7 protein-coding genes and 1 pseudogene are annotated in these 17327 nt (G+C 72.2%); 3 read left to right on the top strand and 5 right to left on the bottom strand.

Annotation, left to right across the window (positions count from 1 at the left end):
• Nucleotides 1-15 precede the first annotated feature (15 nt).
• The 3 genes from AB0M52_RS03750 to AB0M52_RS03740 form a co-directional block, all read right to left on the bottom strand.
• Nucleotides 16-1431, bottom strand: a complete 1416-nt coding sequence (locus AB0M52_RS03750; RefSeq protein ID WP_363948452.1) for a trehalose-6-phosphate synthase — start codon at nucleotides 1429-1431, stop codon at nucleotides 16-18.
• 163 nt (nucleotides 1432-1594) lie between these two features.
• Complete coding sequence (locus AB0M52_RS03745; RefSeq protein ID WP_363948450.1) at nucleotides 1595-2443, bottom strand: DUF308 domain-containing protein; 849 nt, start codon at nucleotides 2441-2443, stop codon at nucleotides 1595-1597.
• A 326-nt stretch (nucleotides 2444-2769) separates the two neighbouring features.
• Nucleotides 2770-4200: a serine hydrolase domain-containing protein gene (locus tag AB0M52_RS03740; protein WP_363948447.1), complete on the bottom strand. Its 1431-nt coding sequence runs from the start codon at nucleotides 4198-4200 to the stop codon at nucleotides 2770-2772.
• Nucleotides 4201-4679: 479 nt separating this feature from the next.
• On the opposite strand from AB0M52_RS03740, the gene AB0M52_RS03735 reads away from it, so the two are divergent.
• From AB0M52_RS03735 to AB0M52_RS03725, 3 genes are all read left to right on the top strand, one after another.
• Nucleotides 4680-12209, top strand: a complete 7530-nt coding sequence (locus AB0M52_RS03735) for a LamG-like jellyroll fold domain-containing protein (protein ID WP_363948444.1) — start codon at nucleotides 4680-4682, stop codon at nucleotides 12207-12209.
• Nucleotides 12199-12525 carry a hypothetical protein gene (locus AB0M52_RS03730; RefSeq protein ID WP_363948441.1) on the top strand — a complete coding sequence of 109 codons (327 nt, stop codon included), beginning with the start codon at nucleotides 12199-12201 and terminating at the stop codon, nucleotides 12523-12525. The genes AB0M52_RS03735 and AB0M52_RS03730 overlap by 11 nt, the downstream gene beginning before the upstream one ends.
• 114 nt (nucleotides 12526-12639) lie before the next feature.
• The gene (locus AB0M52_RS03725; RefSeq protein ID WP_363948438.1) at nucleotides 12640-13332 is read left to right on the top strand and encodes a lysophospholipid acyltransferase family protein; all 693 of its coding nucleotides are present in this window, start codon (nucleotides 12640-12642) and stop codon (nucleotides 13330-13332) included.
• 14 nt (nucleotides 13333-13346) lie between these two features.
• Here AB0M52_RS03725 and AB0M52_RS03720 read toward each other — a convergent pair whose 3' ends face one another.
• Together AB0M52_RS03720 and AB0M52_RS03715 are read right to left on the bottom strand one after the other, a co-directional pair.
• Nucleotides 13347-16979, bottom strand: coding sequence for an adenylate/guanylate cyclase domain-containing protein (locus AB0M52_RS03720; RefSeq protein WP_363948436.1), 3633 nt, complete (start codon nucleotides 16977-16979; stop codon nucleotides 13347-13349).
• A gap of 264 nt (nucleotides 16980-17243) precedes the next feature.
• Nucleotides 17244-17327, bottom strand: a pseudogene (locus tag AB0M52_RS03715) (hypothetical protein); the annotation flags it as partial.

Raw genomic sequence — 17327 nt, 5'->3', positions numbered from 1 at the left:
GGTCACGGCCCCGCCTCAGCCGTTGCTGAGGCGGGTGAGCAACGAGCCGCTCTGGTCCAGAGTGGACAGATAGGAGCGGGCCCAGGCGCGGATGTCGTGCTCCCGCAGGTGCTCGCGCATGGCCCGCATCCGCGCGCGCACGTCGGCCGGGTTGGCGCGCAGCGCCGCGAGCAGGCCCTGCTTGAGGCCCTCCAGGTCGTGCGGGTTGACCAGGTACGCCTGCGGCAGCTCGGCCGCGGCCCCGGCGAACTCGCTGAGCAGCAACGCGCCGGCGTCGTCTACCCGGGCCGCGACGTACTCCTTGGCGACCAGGTTCATCCCGTCCCGCAGCGGGGTCACCGCCATCACGTCGGCCACCCGGTAGAGGGCGGCCAACTCGGCCCGGTCGAACGGCTGGGTGAGGTAGTGGATCGCCGGCTCGCCCACCCGGCCGAACTCCCCGTTGATCCGCCCGACCTCCCGCTCGACCCGGTCGCGGAGGATCTGGTACTGGCCGACCCGTTCCCGGCTGGGCACCGCCACCTGCACCAGCACCGTGTCCCGGACCTTGACGTGCCCGTGGGCGAGCAGCTCGCTGTACGCCTTGAGCCGCTGCTCGATGCCCTTGGTGTAGTCCATCCGGTCGACGCTGAGGATCACCTGATCCGGGCTGCCGAGGTCGTGGCGCAGCCGGCGGGCCCGGTCGGCCACCTCCGGCCGGCCGGCGAGCGCGGACATCTCGGCGGTGTCGATGGAGACCGGGAACGCGCCGATCCGCACGATCCGGTCGTCGACCGCGATCCGTCGGTCGGTGGCCGGCAACTCCAGCACCTTCGTCACCAGCTGGGCGAAGTTGTGCGCGGCCTGGGCCCGCTGGAAGCCGATCAGGTCCGCGCCGAGCATCCCGCGCAGCAGCTCGGCCCGACGGGGCAGCTGCATGAACAGCTCCGGCGGCGGGAACGGTACGTGCAGGAAGAAGCCGATGCGCAGGTCGGGCCGCAGGGCGCGGAGCAGCCCCGGCACCAGTTGCAGGTGGTAGTCCTGCACCCAGACCACCGCGCCGGCCTCGGCGACCTCCGCGGTGGCCTCGGCGAACCGCTCGTTGACCCGCTGGTACGCGTCCCACCAGCGTCGGTGGTGCTCCGGCTGCTCGACGGCGTCGTGGTAGATCGGCCAGAGGGTCGCGTTGGCGAAGCCCTCGTAGTGGTCGCGCAGGTCATCGCCGGTCAGTGCCACGGTGTGCATCCGTACGCCGTCGACGTCGGGCAGGGCGGGTGCGGGACCGGTCCCGCCGGCCCAGCCGACCCAGGTCGCCGGGGTGTGCCGCAGCAGGGGGTGCAGCGCGCTCACCAGCCCGCCGGGGCTGCGGCGCCACTCGCAGGCGCCGTCGAGCGCCTGACTGTCGTCGATGGGTAGGCGGTTGGCCACCACCACGAGGGAACTCTGTCGCATCTCGGGCATTCCGATCAGCAGGGGAGCGACCGCCACGAGGAGGAACAACCGGGCAGTCGGCGGGTGAAGTGACGTACTGCGGTATTCCTACTGACAGTAAGTTACACCACTGTTACGTCCGCTGGCTCGGGCGGTCCCCGTCCCGCTATCCGAGCACCCGCCCTCAGACCACCGCGCCGTCGTCGGGGTCGCGGTCCTCGGCGTCACCGGGGCGCAGCCGCCACACCAGTGTGACGAAGCCGGCGAGGATGCCGGTGAAGCCGAGCAGCGTCACCACCCCCCGGTCCGCCGGGAGCAGGTCGGGGAAGAGGAACAACAGGAAACCGAACACCACGGCGAGCACGCCGGCCACCGCGTACTTCGACACCCGGGGCAGCGGCGGGGGCGGCGGCGGGACGTAGCGCTCGTCGTCGCTGGGGTCGTCGGGCAGGTCGGCGCCGAAGGTGTCCAGGCCGTCCAGCAGCGACGGTCCGTCGCCGTCCCGCGGACCACGCCCGACGGAGACGCCGGAGATGTCGGCCGCGTACGGCAGCCGGCGTACGTCGGTCGTGGTCGGCCCGGCCGGCTCGTCGGTGCCCGGCCGCAGCGCCGTGGCCGTGCCACCACGCTCGGGCTGGTCGTCCACGTCCTCCGCGGCCGGCCACGGGTGCTCGCCGGCCCCGGGTGAGCTGTGGTAGCCGGCGACGATGCGCGCCCACTCGGCGTCGATGTCCGGCTCCTCATCGGCCCGCCCGGCACCGGTCTCGTCCGAGAGCTGGCTGAGGTAATCCCGGGCCGTGCTCAGGTGCGAGCGGTCCACGTAGAGCCGGTCCACCGGCCGGGGCGGCACGGTGGTGGTGCGGGTGACCGGGTTCAGATCCGCCGACGGTTGCAGGTAGGCGGCGATCCCGCCGGCGGCCAGCACGTCGAGCAGGTGTTCGCCGACACGTGGGTCGACGTCGCCGGCGACCGCGTACTCGCTCGCGTCGAGCCCGTTGTCCCGCCGTCCCCGACGAGCCCCACCCGCTGACACCGGACCATCCTCCTCATCGCGCCGCCGGCGCGCCCCGCGTCCAGCCCCCTCAGCGTGCCCCCGCACGCCGTGCTCTGAATCGTGACACGTCCGGGGTGGGTTCGGGGAGTGCCTTGTGGTGCGGGGTACGTCGGCGCGTCCCGTCCCCGCTGGTCGCGGCCGGGCCGTTTGTCGTTTCTTGCCCGGGGCGCGCGAGCGGGCACACCGGCGGCACCCGCCCTCCGCGCGGGCCGCCCGACGTTGGCCGGCGCCGGGCCGCCCGCGGTCGGCTCGCGCCGCTCAGGCGCAGAGATCGGCCATGCTCAGGCGCAGAGATCGGCTCATGCTCAGGCGCAGAGGTTGGCCACCGCGACGCGGACCGGGTCGGGGTTTGCCCAGCTCCAGTTGGGGTGGGCCCGGTTGGTGAGCAGGACGAGGACCATCTTGCGGGCGGGGTGGACGAGCAGGCTGGTGCCGGTGAAGCCGGTGTGTCCGAAGGTGCGGGAGGTGGCGAGCTTGCCCATGAACCAGGGCTGGTTGAGGACGACGCCGAGGCCGTGGTCGGAGGTGCGGTTGGGGCGTTCGGCGTCGACGGCGGGCAGGCCGGCGTTGACGTTGGTCAGCATCTTCTTGGTGGTGGCTTCGGAGAGGATGCGGGTGCCCCGGTAGGTGCCGCCGTCCAGGAGCAGCTGTCCGATGACGGCGAGGTCGGCGGCGGTGCTGAAGATGCCGGCGTGTCCGGCGATGCCGCCGAGGTGGTTGGCGACGTCGTCGTGCACGGTGCCGCGGAGCAGTCCGCGGGAGGAGCGGGCGTCGGTGGCGACGAGCCGGTTGGCCTGGTCGGTGGCGCTGAGCCAGGTCTTGGGGTTGAAGCCGGTGTCGCGGAGGCCGAGCGGGCCGGTGATGCCGCTCTTGAGCGCCTGGTCGAGTCGCTGGCCGGTGACCTTTTCCACGAGTTGGGCGGCGACCATCAGTCCGACGCTGGAGTAGCGGAACACGGTGCCGGGCGTGGCGCCCTTGATCAGCGGGGTGCCGAGTACGGCCGCGCGGCGCGCCGCGTCGTCGGGCAGGCCGGTGACCTTGGCGCCGACGGGCAGGCCGCTGGTGTGGGCCAGCAGCATGGCCACGGTGATCTTCTCTTTGCCGGGGCCGGCGAAGCCGGGCAGGTAGTCCACCACGGGGGCGTCGAGGGCGATGCGGCCCTTGTCGACCTGTTGCAGGGTGAGGATCGCGGTGTAGACCTTGGTCAGCGACGCGGTGTCGAAGATCGAGTCGTGGTTCATCTCGACCTGCTTGGCCTCGGGCAGCAGCACCGGGCCCGCGCCGTAGCGCAGCGCCTTGCCGACCACCGCGCGGCCGGCGAGCTTTCCGTCGATATGGCAGAGCGCCACCGCGCCGGCGTACGCGGGGTGGTTCGGGTTCTGCGAGGTCGGCTGGAGGTGCCGGGTGAGTTCGGTGCCCAGGGCGCGGCCGAGCGGTGACGGTGCCCCGACGCCTCCCTGCCCGGCCACCGTCCCGCCCTCCGCGGCGGACGCCGACGTGCCAGGTGCCGCGCCGAGCGCCTCGGTGGCCGCGGGGGAGGCCGACGCGCCGGCCGTCGTACCCGCCGCGGCGGAGGGGGACGCGCCGGCGCCGGGAGCGCTCGCCGCCCCGCCGCTGGCGGACGGTGTGCCGGGACCGGCCGCCGAGGACGTCGGGGCCTGGTCGCGGCAGCCGGTGACGACGGCGGTGACGGCGGCGAGGCCGACGCCGAGCACGGTACGGCGGTGCAGTGGCATGCGCGGCATCATGACAGGCCCTCGGCACCCGGCACAGCCCGGCACCCCGCCTGTTACCGCGCCGTTCATCCAGCCGCTTGGTGAGCATTGTCATTGCCAGCTGCTCTTGACCGTCGACGGTTGGTGTGATCCGTGGTGGTCGGATGTCACTGCTGGTAGTGGGCTCTGCGGTGGGTGGCGGCTTCCTTTCGGGCGACCGAGGGTGCCGCTACGGCGTGCTAGCTGTCCGGTTGGTTCCGGGCGGAGTCGGGCGGCCGGCTGCGGAGTCTGGCCGGCGACCTTCGCCGACGGTGATCATGTCGCCAACCGGAAACCTTCCGTCCGATTTGGATGGTGGGCCGGTTGTGCACGGCGTCAGGCGTATTTGGGCGACGGTTCTAGTGTCCGCAAGGGCTTTCGTCAATGCATTGATCTCTATTAGTCGATCTCCCTAGGCTGCGCTGACTTTTTGATTGTCCCGGCTCCGGGGGAGGCTGGCTGTGCAAGAACAGTCCGTGCAGGGCGGCGTGTTCGTCGCGCTGACGAACAACGGATTCGTCCGCTGGGCGCGACGGGTCGCGGTGGTGCTGGCCATGTTGATGGTGGTGACCATGTCGGACGTTCCGGTCCGGCCCGAGCGGGCGGTGGCCGCCCCGAAGCCGGCCGCCGAGCCGGGGCCGACCACACAGCCGAAACCGGCTTGTCCGGACGGCCGTCCGGACGAGGTGTCGGCGGCGGTGGCCGCGCGGCTGTGCGGTGACCGGGTCGAGGCGGCGAACCGGCGGACGGAGACCGTCCAGGTCTTCGCCAACCCGGACGGCACTCTCACCCAGGAGCAGGCCCTCGCGCCGGTGCGGGTGCGCCAGGGCGACAACACGTGGGTGCCGGTGGACCTCACCCTGCAGCGCCGGGTCGACGGTACGGTCGTGCCGAAGGCGCACGCCCACGAGCTGAGCTTCGCCGGCGCCTCCCCGGCCGCAGGTGAGCACGAGGTGGTGTCGCTCGGTACGGGCGCCGACCGGACGGCGATCGCCTGGCCCGGCCCGCTGCCCGAGCCGGTCCTCGACGGTCGGACGATCACCTACCCGGACGTGCGTCCGGGCGTCGACCTGGTGTTCCGCGCCCATGCCGCCGGCTACGAGCAGCACTTCGTGGTGAAGGACCGGGCCGGCCTGGCGCAGGTGCGCAAACTGACACTGCCGCTGGCGACGGGCAAGCTCACCGCCGCCGGTGACGGCATGGGTGGGCTGGTGCTGAAGAACTCCCGGGGGAAGCAGGTCGGTCGGGCGCAGAAGCCGCTGATGTGGGACGCGAAGGTGGGCCCGCAGTCCGCCGAGCACCTCAACACCGCCCCTGTCGCGCTGCGGGTGACGCCGGCTGGCGCGGGCCGTACCAATCTTGAGTTGACGCCCGACGCGGGCTTCCTGGCCCGCGAGGACCTCACTTTCCCGGTGACGATCGACCCGCCCACGTCGCTGTCGCCGTCGTTCGACGCGTTCGTGCAGAACTCCTACTCCAGCGACCAGTCGGGTGCCGGCGAGCTGAAGCTGGGCTACTCCAACGAAGGTGGCACCTTCTACGCCCGGTCGTACCTGCGGTTCAACACGACCGGATTCGCCGGCAGCAAGATCATCACCGCGAAGTTGCGGCTGTGGAACTTCCACTCCTGGTCCTGCACGGCGGCGTCCTGGGAAGCCTGGCGCACCGACTACGTGGACACCTCGGTGCGCTGGACGAACCAGCCGACCGCGCGGGCGAAGGTCGGCACGTCGACCGAGACCAAGGGCTACAACTCCTCGTGCAACGACGGCTACGTCTACATCGAGGTCGGTGGCGCGTTGCAGCACAGCGCCGACAACAACCTGTCCAGCGCCAGCGTGATGCTGCGTGCCACCTCGGAGTCGAGCACCGCCGGGTGGAAGAAGTTCGACTCCGCCGAGGCTGGACGCCCGCCGCTGGTGACGATCACCTACAACAGCGCGCCGTCCGCGCCGTCCGCGCTGGCCGTCGCGCCCTGCTACACCGCCTGCGGCGCGGGGGCGCGGACCGCGTCGTTGCGGCCGACGCTGTCGGCGAAGCTGGCCGACGCCAACGCGGGGCAGACGTTGCAGGCCGAGTTCGAGGTGCGTAACAAGAGCACCCAGGCCGTGGTGTCCACCTCCGGTCTGAGCTCGGGCAGCCCGGCCTGGACCAACGGGTCGACCGCCTCCTGGCAGGTGCCGGTCAACCTGACCAACGGCACCGAGTACGAGTGGCGGGTCCGCGCCAAGGACCCGTGGAACTACGGTGCCTGGACCGGGTGGACCACGCTGACCGTGGACACCACCAAGCCCGGTGTGCCGTTCGTGTCGGCGACGATCTACCTCAACGACGGGCTGCCGCACGGGGGCGCCGGGCAGTCCGACACCTTCACCTTCACCCCGCCGGGCGGCACCACCGACCTGGCCGCGTTCGTCTACAAGCTCGACTACGACACCACCGCCACCACTGTCGCGGCCACCGGCGCCACGTCGGTGACGCTGAGCCCCCGCGACGGGCACCGCACGCTGACCGTCCAGGCCAAGGACTCCGCCGGCAACCTGTCCGACCCGAACCTCTACGTCTTCGAGGCCGGTGACGCCGCGATCGCCGAGCCGCTGCCCGGCGCGACGATCGTCAAGCGTACGAAGCTACGGATCACCACCCCGGTCGCCGGCTACACCCGGGCGTACTTCGAGTACCGGCGCGGGCCGGGCGGCGCCACGTTGACGATCCCGTCGGCGAATCTGACCTCCGCCACCGGCGCCCCGATCACGGCGACCGCCGCCAGCCCGGTCACGCTGTCGGCGCTCAGCGGGTACGCGATCTGGAACGCCACCGACACCCTCGGCCTGGTCGGCGGGGTGGTCGAGGTGCGGGCGCACCTGTACACCGCCACCGGCACCACGCCCGCGTACACCATTCCCTGGGTGCGGGTGACCGTCGACTCCAGCGGCGGCGGCGCCGCCACCGCCGAGGCGGGCCCCGGCTCGGTCAACCTGCTCACCGGCGACTTTTCGCTCTCCTCCAGCGACGCGGAGGAATTGGGCCTCTCGGTGTCCCGCTCCGCCTCGTCCCGCAACCCCGTCGAGGGCTACCAGCCGATGGCGCAGCGGCTCACCGCGAACCAGCAGCAGGTCTCGACCGACCTGACCGGCTTCACCGTGGCGGGCACCTCGTCGGCGCTGCGCTCCACCGCCCGGGGCCAGGGCGAGACCACGCCGGTCGACTCGCTGGAGATCACCCCGGTCACCACGACCAGCAACGACACGTACGTCGCGGTCGGCGGTGACAACGGCGGGCTCCGGCTCAACATGACCCCCGGCAAGACGTACCGGATGACCGGCTGGATCTACGTCCCGGCCGCGACCGGCCTGGTGCCCGGGTACACCGCGCGCGGTCTGCGGATCGTCGGCTTCCACCGGGTGGGCGCCAACTACACCGAGGTCGCCTCGCAGATGGCCGGCTACACCGACGGCTGGCAGGAACTCTCGGTCGACATGACCGTGCCGGCGGGGGCCACCGAGGCGTTCTTCCGGCTGTACAACGGCATGCAGGGCGGCTCCGGCCGCAGGGTCTACTGGGACAACCTCTCCGTCACCGAGATCGTGGCCCCGTTCGGCCCCACCTGGACCGGCGGCGCGACCGGCGGGGCGGCGGATGTCGACTACACCACCGTCGAACTGCCGGAGCCCTCGCTGGCCCAGGTCAACACCATCAGCGGTGGTTGGATCACCTTCGCCAAGAACACCGACGGCACCACGTTCACCCCCGAGCCCGGCTTCGAGGGGATGGTGCTGAGCAAGGTCGGCACCGCGTACCGGCTCGCCGAGCTGGACGGCAGCGTCACCGAGTTCACCCAGCAGGGCGGGGTGTGGGCGGCCACCTCGTCGTGGACGGCCGACTCGAACAGCACCTCCCGCTACGTCTACGAGACCGCCGGCAGCCGGCTGCTGCTCAAGAAGGTGATCAACCCGGCCGAGGCCGGCGTCGGCGACTGCGCCGCCGCCACCCCGGCCCGCGGCTGCGAGGTGCTGGAGTACGAGTACGCCACGTCGACCACCGCGGGGCTGAGTCAGACCGTCTTCGGTGACCACACCGACCGGGTCACCGGGGTGAAGTTGTGGGCCTGGGACCCGGACACCTCCGCGATGACCGCCACCCACATCGCCCGGTACGCGTACGACGACCTGGGCCAGTTGCGCGAGGTGTGGGACCCGCGGATCAGCCCGGCGCTGAAGACCGCCTACGAGTACGCGGGCGGCCGGGTCGCCAAGATCACGCCTCCCGGTGAACTGCCCTGGCACCTCGACCACGGCAACCCGGACGTCGACTCCGCCGCCCTGCGCTGGGACCTCGACGCCGGCTCCGGCACCAGCGTCGCCGACTCCTCCGGCAGCGGCCGCACCGGCACCACGGCCTCCGGCGTGTTCTGGACCCAGGGCAACGACCCGGACAACCCGGCCGACCGGGCCGCCGGGTTCACCGGCGGCACCGGCCAGCAGATCAGCGTGGCCGGCACCGCCCTGTCCAACACCGCCTCCTACAGCGTCTCCGCCTGGGTGCGGTTGACCGACAAGTCCGTCAACCGCACCGCGGTGTCCAAGGACGGGTCGCGGACCAGCGGCTTCTTCCTCAACTACGTCGCCGCCGACGATCGGTGGGCGTTCTCCCGGGTCAGCGCCGACAGCGACGCCGCCACCCCGGTCCGGGCCACCTCGAACACCGCTCCGGTGCTCGGCAGGTGGACCCACCTGACCGGCGTCTACGACACCGCCAGCGGCCGGATGAAGCTCTACGTCGACGGCGTACCCCAGAGCACCACCGCCGCGGTCGGCGGCTGGAACGCCACCGGCGGATACGTGGTCGGCCGGGCCAGGTGGGCCGGCGCCGCCGCCAACATCTGGCACGGCGGCATCGACGACGTCCGCGTCTACGGCAAGGCGCTCACCGACGCCCAGGTCGCCGACCTGGCCGGCGACGAGAACGCCGGCCGGCTGCTCAAGGTGCGCCGCGCCGCGCTCCAGCAGGGCTCGAAGACGGCCACCGACGGGGAGGTCGCCACCACGGTCGTCTACAACGTCCCGCTGACCCAGGGGACCGGCGGTCCGTACAACCTCGACCACGCCGCCGTCTCCACCTGGGGCCAGGTCGACCTGCCCACCGACGCGACGGCCGTGTTCGGGCCGGAGGACGACCCGGGCCCCAGCAGCGCCACCCCGGCCGCGCCGGGCACCAACGGCTACAAGTACGCCACGGTCCACTACCTGTCCGCCGGTGGCAAGGAGGTCAACACCGCCACCCCGGGCGGCTACATCGACACGAAGGAGTACGACCGGTTCGGCAACGTCATCCGGATCCTGGAGGCCACCGACCGGGCGCTCGCCCTTGGCGTCCTGCCCAACGCCGCCACCTACCTGGCCGAGCTGGGCCTGGCCGGATCGGACCCGGCGACCCGCGCGCTCGCGTTGTCGACCATCAACACGTACAGCTCCAACGGCGTCGACCTGGTCGACGTGGTGGGGCCCACGTCGACGCTGGTCCTGGAGAACGCGCTGGCGGACCCGGACGGGAGCGGGCCGCTACCGGCGCTCGACGCCGGCGCGACGGTCATCGGCCGGCGTCACCTGGTGAACGTCTACGACGAGGGCAAGCCCGACGGAGCCACCTACCACCTGGTGACCACCAAGCGGGAGGGGGCGCAGATCGTCGGCTACCCCGACGCGGACGTCCGGGTCACCCGGCACGGGTACGACCCGGAGCACGGCGGGGTCCCCGGCTGGGTGCTCAAGACGCCGACCAAGATGGTGACCGATGCCGGGACCGGCGGGAAGCAGCTGACCGGTTACGTCGTGCACAACTCGGCCGGTCGGGTGGTGAAGTCGTGGGGGGTCGGCTCGAACGGTGCCGACGCCCGGACCCGCCACACCATCCACTACACGGCGGGCGCGAACACCGACGACGCCGCCTGCGGTAACCGTCCCGAATGGGCCGGGAAGGCGTGCGTCACCGCCTCCGGTGGCGCGGTCACCGGCCACGATCCGGCGAGGATGGCCGGCGACCTTCCGGTCCGCCGGGTGCTCTCCTACACGCGCTACGGCGACGAGGCCGTGGTCAGCGAGACCGCGGCGGGCAAGACCCGGACCACCACCACGACGTACGACCCGGCGACCCGGGTGGCGAGCACGACGATCACCGCGGACGAGGGCGCGCCGATCGAGACGGTGGTGAACACGTACAGCCCGACCACCGGTGCGGTCACCGAGACCACCATGGGGACCGCGGAGATCCTCAAGGAGCACGACCTGCTCGGCCGGCTGGTCTCCTACACCGACGCCGACGGGGCGACGACGGCCACCGAGTACGACCGGTACGGCAAGTCGGTGAAGGTGACCAACCCGACCGGCCACTCGACCTACGCCTACGACCGCGACGTGGAGCCCCGCGGACTCGTCACCAGCGTTGCGGACAGCGTGGCGGGCACGTTCACCGCCCGGTACTCGCCGGACGGGGAACTGGTCCGGATGACCTATCCCGGCGGGCTCACCCGCGAGGACCGGTTGGACTCCAACCACCAGCCCGTGGAGCGGACCTACACGCGGGACTCCGACAACGAGGTGATCTACTCCGAGGCGGTGGTCGAGAACGCCTCCGGGCAGTGGGTCGACCACACCTACACGGGCGGCAGCAAGACGTACCGGTACGACCGCGTCGGTCGCCTCGTCCGCACGCAGCACGACAGCGCCCAGAACGATGGCTGCGTCACCCGGACGTACGCCTACGACGACCGGGCCAACCGCACCGGGAGCACCAGCTTCGCCCCGGCCGTCGACGGTACCTGCGCGCAGACCGACACCACGTCGAGCCGGTCGCACAGCTACGACACGGCAGACCGGTTGACCGACGACGGGTACGGCTACGACGCGTTCGGCCGGACCACCGCCATGCCGGGCGGCCTGGTCAACAGCTACTTCGTCAACGACCTGGTGCGGCGTCAGGAGCTGGACGACGCACGGCGGACGTGGACCCTCGACCCCGCGCACCGCTTCCGGGCGTTCACCACGGAGACCCTGGTCGACGGCGACTGGGTCGGCACGGCGTCGAAGTTGAACCACTACGGTGACGACACCGACGAGCCACACTGGATCGTCGAGGACACCGCCGCCGGTGAGATCACCCGGAACGTCTCGGGCCCCGGCGATGATCTCGTCGCCACCACCTCGGCGACCGGCGACGTCCGGCTGCAACTGGTCAACCTGCACGGCGACGTGGCCGCGACCATCGATACCGCGCTGCTGGGACCGGAGTTCTTCGACTTCGACGAGTTCGGTGTGGCCGCGCCGGGGCAGGCCGACCAGCGGTACGGGTGGCTGGGCGGCAAGCAGCGCTCCGGCGAGACGCTCGACGGCGTGATCCTGATGGGGGTGCGGCTTTACAGCCCCAGCCTCGGGCGGTTCCTCCAGGTCGATCCCGTGGCCGGCGGCAACGCCAACGACTACGACTACTGCTCCGGCGACCCGATCAACTGCTTCGACCTGGACGGCCGATCGTGGAAGCGGGTCGGAAACTGGTGGAAGAAGCACGGGGCCAAGGTGTCCGCCGGGCTGACGATCGCCGGGTTCGCGGCCTGTGCCATCGCCACCGCCGGTGCGTGCATCGCCGTCGGCGCGGTGGCGGCGGGCGTCTCGGTCGCCGGTCGGTACGGCATGTACAAGGCCGGACACTCGACCAAGAGGCAGGCGATCGTCGGGTCCGCGCTCGACATCGGCCAGGCCCTCCTGCCGGGTGCCCGCCTCACCCGGGCGGTGAAGTTCCCGAAGACGATCCGCCAGACCCGGTACATCCGCGGCTGGGGCATCACCCGGATCAAGTGGCAGGGATCCAAGCTCAAGAAGCGCAGCTACTCCTTCCGGGACTCGTACTACCTCAACCCACGGCGTACCGTACGTAACGTCTTCATCCAGTGGGGCAGTGCCAACTTCAGCAACTGGAGGGGTACGCGTGGCTACTGACAAGTATGAGGAACTGGACATCCCTCCGCAGTTCCAGACCTTCGCGCAGCGCAACCATGTGGAGTACCGGCAGACGCCGGCCGGGATCACGCTCTACCTCGGCCTGGCCGCCGCCTTCCTGGGGCTGCTGTTCAGCACCGCGCCGAAGGTCTCCGAGGACGGGCTGACCGGTTACCTGCTGCTGGGTGGCGGTGCCGTGCTCCTCATCGCCTCCCGGGTGCTGCACCTACGCAAGCGGCGGCGGGAAGAGGAGCTGTACCGCCAGTATCTGGAGTGGAAGAAGGACCAGGAGGAGCGGCCGGAGGCAGGAGGGTAGCCGGCCCGGTCGGCTGTCCGTTGTGGCGGAGGGCCGGCGCTCCGTAGGCTCGTCGGCGACGGCACCCGGGGGACCGGTGCCGTCGCCGACCACCGCCCTGTGGAAAGGACGCCGGTGCTGTACTGGCTGTTGAAGTACGTGATCCTCGGCCCGCTGCTGAGACTCATCTTCCGGCCGCAGGTGGAGGGTCTGCACCACGTACCGGCCACCGGCCCGGTGATCCTGGCCAGCAACCACCTCTCCTTCTCCGACTCGATCTTCACCCCGCTGATCGTGCCGCGGAAGGTCACCTTCGTGGCCAAGGCGGAGTACTTCACCGGCAAGGGGATCAAGGGCTGGCTGACCAAGATGTTCTTCACCGGCACCGGCACCATCCCGGTGGACCGCTCCGGTGGCAAGGCTGCCCGCGCCGCGCTGGACACCCAGCTCACGGTGCTGCGTGCCGGTGGCATCGCCGGCATCTACCCGGAGGGCACCCGCTCGCCGGACGGGCGGCTGTACCGGGGCAAGACCGGGGTGGCCCGGCTCGCGCTGGAGAGCGGCGCGCCGGTGGTCCCGGTGGTGATGCTCAACCTGGACGAGATCCAGCCGCCCGGCACGATCATCCCGAATCTCGAACGGGTCCGGATCCGCTTCGGCCCACCGCTGGACTTCTCCCGGTACGCCGGGCTGGCCGGCGACCGGTTCGTCGAGCGCGCGGTCACCGACGAGATCATGTACGAGCTGATGGAACTCTCCGGCCGCGAGTACGTCGACGTCTACGCCCAGAAACTCAAGACCCAGCCGTCCGCCCCCGTCGCCGCCTGACCGCTTCGGGTCGGTCAGGAGGCCAGGATCTGTGCGTCGTCGGTGGGCGGGTGGGCCAGGGTGAGCAGGCCCGGCGCGCCGTTGCGGTGGGCGAAGGCGCGCAGCTCGGTCAGCGGCCCGGCGGCCGCCGCCCGGTCACCGGTCGACCCCAGCTCCCGGACCGCGAAGGTCAGGGCCAGCATCCGGTCGGTGACGTCGGGGATGCCGGCGTAGATCTCGGCGGCGGCCAGGTGCAGCTCGGCGGCGTGCCGGTGGTCGCCGTCGGCACCGGCCAGCGCGCCGGTCACGGTCCGCAGCGCCGCCTCCGACCAGGGCGTACGGTGGCCGACCTGGTCCAGCATGGCGCGTACCCGGGCCGCCGGCTTGCGCCCGGCGAGGGTGGCCGCCCAGCCGGCCGCGGCGATCCACTCGCCACTGGCCAGCGCCGGCACCGCGGTCCACGCTTCGGCCAACTCGTCGACCAATGCGGCGGCCTCGTCGGTACGCCCCTGCACCGCCCGGCACAGCGCGCCCATCGCCAGCATCGTCCAGTGCAGCCGGTGGAAGCCGCTGCGCCGGGCGGTGTCCAACGCGGCGGCCACGTCGTCGCGCGGCGACGCAACCTCCGTCGCGCCGAGTGGCGTGGGGCCGGCGTCCGCTGTGCCGCGGGGCGGGGTGGCGGCACCGGCCGCGACGGCCGGCGGGGTGCCCGAACCCGGCGGCGGCACCGGCTGGCCGCGCAGCACCAGCAGGCAGGACCGCAGGCCACGGACCTGCATGTCCCAGCTGCCGGTCGGGGTGTGTACGAACGCCTCGGCGGCGGCGAGCAGCCGGCCGAAGTCCCCCTCGAACCAGGCCCGCATCGCCTCACCGGAGTAGCTGGTGGTCAGCGTCTGCCCGCTCGCGGTGCGGGCCGGGGCCGCCGAGAGCAGCGCGTCGGAGCGCAACCAGTCGCCCTCCTCGCGCACCGCGTAGGCGAGGTTCTGGGTGGCCCGGGGCAGCGCGAGCAGCTGCCCGGCCCGGCTGAACTCGACGATGGCGTACAGCTCGTCCAGGCCGGACCGGTCGCCGGCCTGGTAGCGGGCGGTGGCCGCGGTGATCCGGGCGTTGGTGCGGGTCTCGGTCAGCCCGAGCCGCTCGCCGATCTCCGCCGCCGTGTCGGCCGCCTCCACCGCCGGGTCCCGTTCGTAGTTGAGCATGTGCAGCCGGCCCAGTTCGGCGAAGGCGTCCGCCTTCTGGGCGCTGTCCGGCAGCGGTTCGAACAGCCGCACCGCCCGGTCCAGGCAGGCCAGCGCGGCCTTCCGGTCGGCCCGCAGCCAGGCGGTCTGACCGAGCAGCGTCCAGGCACGTGCCGCGCACGCCTCGTCGCCGTACGCCAGTAGCCGGTCGGCCAGCGCCTGCACCTGCTCCGGCCCGCCGCCGGAGAGGAACGCGTTGCCGTCCCGGTAGAACGAGATCTCCGTGCTGAGCAGTTCCAGTTGCAGCCGACCCACCGGGTCGGAGTCGTCGGCCAGCCCGAGGGCCCGGCCGGCGTGACTGGCGGCGGCGTCCAGCCCGTGCAGCGCGTACGCCCGGCGGGCCGCCCGGTGCAGCGCGGCCCGCGCCGGCCCGGCGTAGCGGCGGGTCTCCATGCCCAGCGAGCGGGCGATCTCGTGGGCCGCCCACCGGTGGTGGGCCAGCACCTCGGCCAGGTCGGTGTCCCGGCTCTGCGACAGCGTGTCCAGCCAGTCGGCCGTCCGGTCGTGCCGGGCCACCCGCTCGGTCCGCGGCAGTCGCTGGTAGCACACGTCGCGCACCAGCACGTGCCGGAAGCGGTACTCCGGCTGACCGGCCATCGTGGACGCGCTCTGCTCGTGGACGAAGTCCCGCTGCTCCAGCCGGCGCAGCGCGCGCTCGACCGACTCGACCGGCTGCCCGACCGCGGCGGCCACCGCCCCGGGCCAGAACTGCACCCCGACCACCGCCGCGGCCAGCAGCACCGCCCGGTCCTTCGCGTCGAGCAGGTCGACCCGGTTGGCGATGACCGCGTGCACGCTCTCCGGCATGGGCAGGTCAAGGTGCTTGTCCAGCGACCAGCCCCGCCCGGACTGGCGCAGCGCGCCCTGCTCGATCAGCATCCGGACGTACTCGTGGGCGTAGAGCGGGTTGCCGCCGGCCACCTCGATCAGCGGGCTCAGCAGGTCGGCGGAGAACGCGGCCTGGCCGAACATGTGCGCGTACAACGCGGCGATGCCGGTGTCCCGCAACGGCGGCAGAGTGATCGTCACCGAGCCGGTGATGGTTCCCGCCCAGCTCGGATCCCGGTCGACCAGCTCGGGGCGGGCAGTGCAGAGCAGCAGCAGCGGCACGTCCCGGGCCGCCGCGCCGAGCAGCTCCACGAAGCGCAGCATCGCGTCGTCGGCCCAGTGCAGATCCTCGAAGACCAGCACGGTGGGGCGGCGGGCCGCCAGCGCCAGCAGGAAGCGCCGCCACGCCGACTCCGCCTCCTCGGCCGGCAACGGGGTGCCGGACAGGCCGACCAGTGGACGCAGCGCGTCGGCGACCCGGTCGCGCTCGCCGGGGCCGACCAGCTCGCCGACGGCGGCGGCGAGCCGCTGCGCGGCGCTGGCGGCCGGGTCGGTGTCGAGGATGCCCGCCTCGGCCTTGACGATGTCGGCCAGCGCGGCGAACGTGACGTTCTCGCCGAACGGCGGGCACCGCCCGGTACGCCAGGTCAGTGGCTCGTCCACCAGCCGGCCGGTGTGCCGGTGCAGCTCGCGTACCAGCCGGCTCTTGCCGATACCGGCCCGGCCGAAGACGGTGACCACCTGCGGCCGGCGGTCGCGCAGGCTGCGGTGCAGGGCGTTGACCAGCATGCCCAGCTCGTGCTCGCGGTCGATCAGCGGGGTGGTGTCCGGCTCCCGGTCGGTGGGCTGCTGGCGTACCGCGGCCAGGGCCAGCCACACCTCCGTCGGTGCCGAACGCCCGCGCAGGGTGACCGGGGGTTGCTCCTCGTAGCGGATGGCGTCCCGGGTCAGCGCGTGCGTGGTGCCGTCGACCAGCACCCCGCCGGGCGGTGCCACGGACTGCAACCGGGAGGCCGTGTTGACCACGTCGCCGGCGACGATCGCCTGCCCGCCGTCGCGGGCGGCGGCCACGTCGACCAGCGCCTCGCCGGTCGCCACGCCGACCCGGAAGCGCAGCCCGTCGGTGCCGGTGGGGGTGAACCGGGTCAGCACCCGTTGCAGCTCCAGCCCGGCCCGGACACAGCGCAGCGCGTCGGTCTCGGTGGCCACCGGCGCGCCGAACAGCGCCATCACCGCGTCGCCGATGTATTTCTCCACCACCCCGCCGTACTGGCCGACCACCCGCCGGGCGGCCGAGAAGAAGCCGGTCTGCAGGCCGCGGACCAGCTCCGGGTCGGCCCGCTCGACGTACGGGGTGAAGTCGATCAGGTCGACGAAGAGCACACTGACCCGGCGGCGGTCCTCCTGTGGGATGACCGACGGGCGGTCGGTGCCGGCCCGGGGCGCACCGCACGAGGTGCAGAAGGCCACGTCCGGGGCGAGTGGGCGCAGGCAGTGTGGACAGACGGCACCGAGCTCCGTGCCACAGCCACCGCAGAAGCGGTCGCCGTCGGCGGCGGTGCGTCCACAGCGGTCACACTGCGCGGCGATGACACCCTCCACTGGCGGGCCCCCGTCGCCCGGGGGCGCAGGGTCGAGTATTCCTGCCCGGCGCATTGTCGGGTACCGGGCTGTTGGCTTGCGGACACTCCACCGGGCGGCCCGGCGTGTCTCGAACGGCTAGATTCAGGCAACCGATAGTTGACTGCTTGATCAGGGGGACTGCTCCATGGTGTACGTCATGCTGCGCAGCGAATGGACCGACAGTAACGGGGTCACCCACTCCGCCGGAGATTCGGTGGACGTCGACGCCGCCACGCTTGCCCAGTCCAGGCGCGGGATCGACTCCAACAGACCCTTGGTGTACGGGTGGGCCGGGCTGGCGTAGATGTCGTCTACGCCGGCTTCCTC

Origin of the sequence: Micromonospora sp. NPDC051296 (assembly GCF_040682255.1) — a bacterium.
Taxonomy (GTDB): Bacteria; Actinomycetota; Actinomycetes; order Mycobacteriales; family Micromonosporaceae; genus Micromonospora; species Micromonospora craterilacus.
Note: the sequence above shows the minus strand (reverse complement) of the source record. Positions and strands in the feature narration are given on the sequence as shown.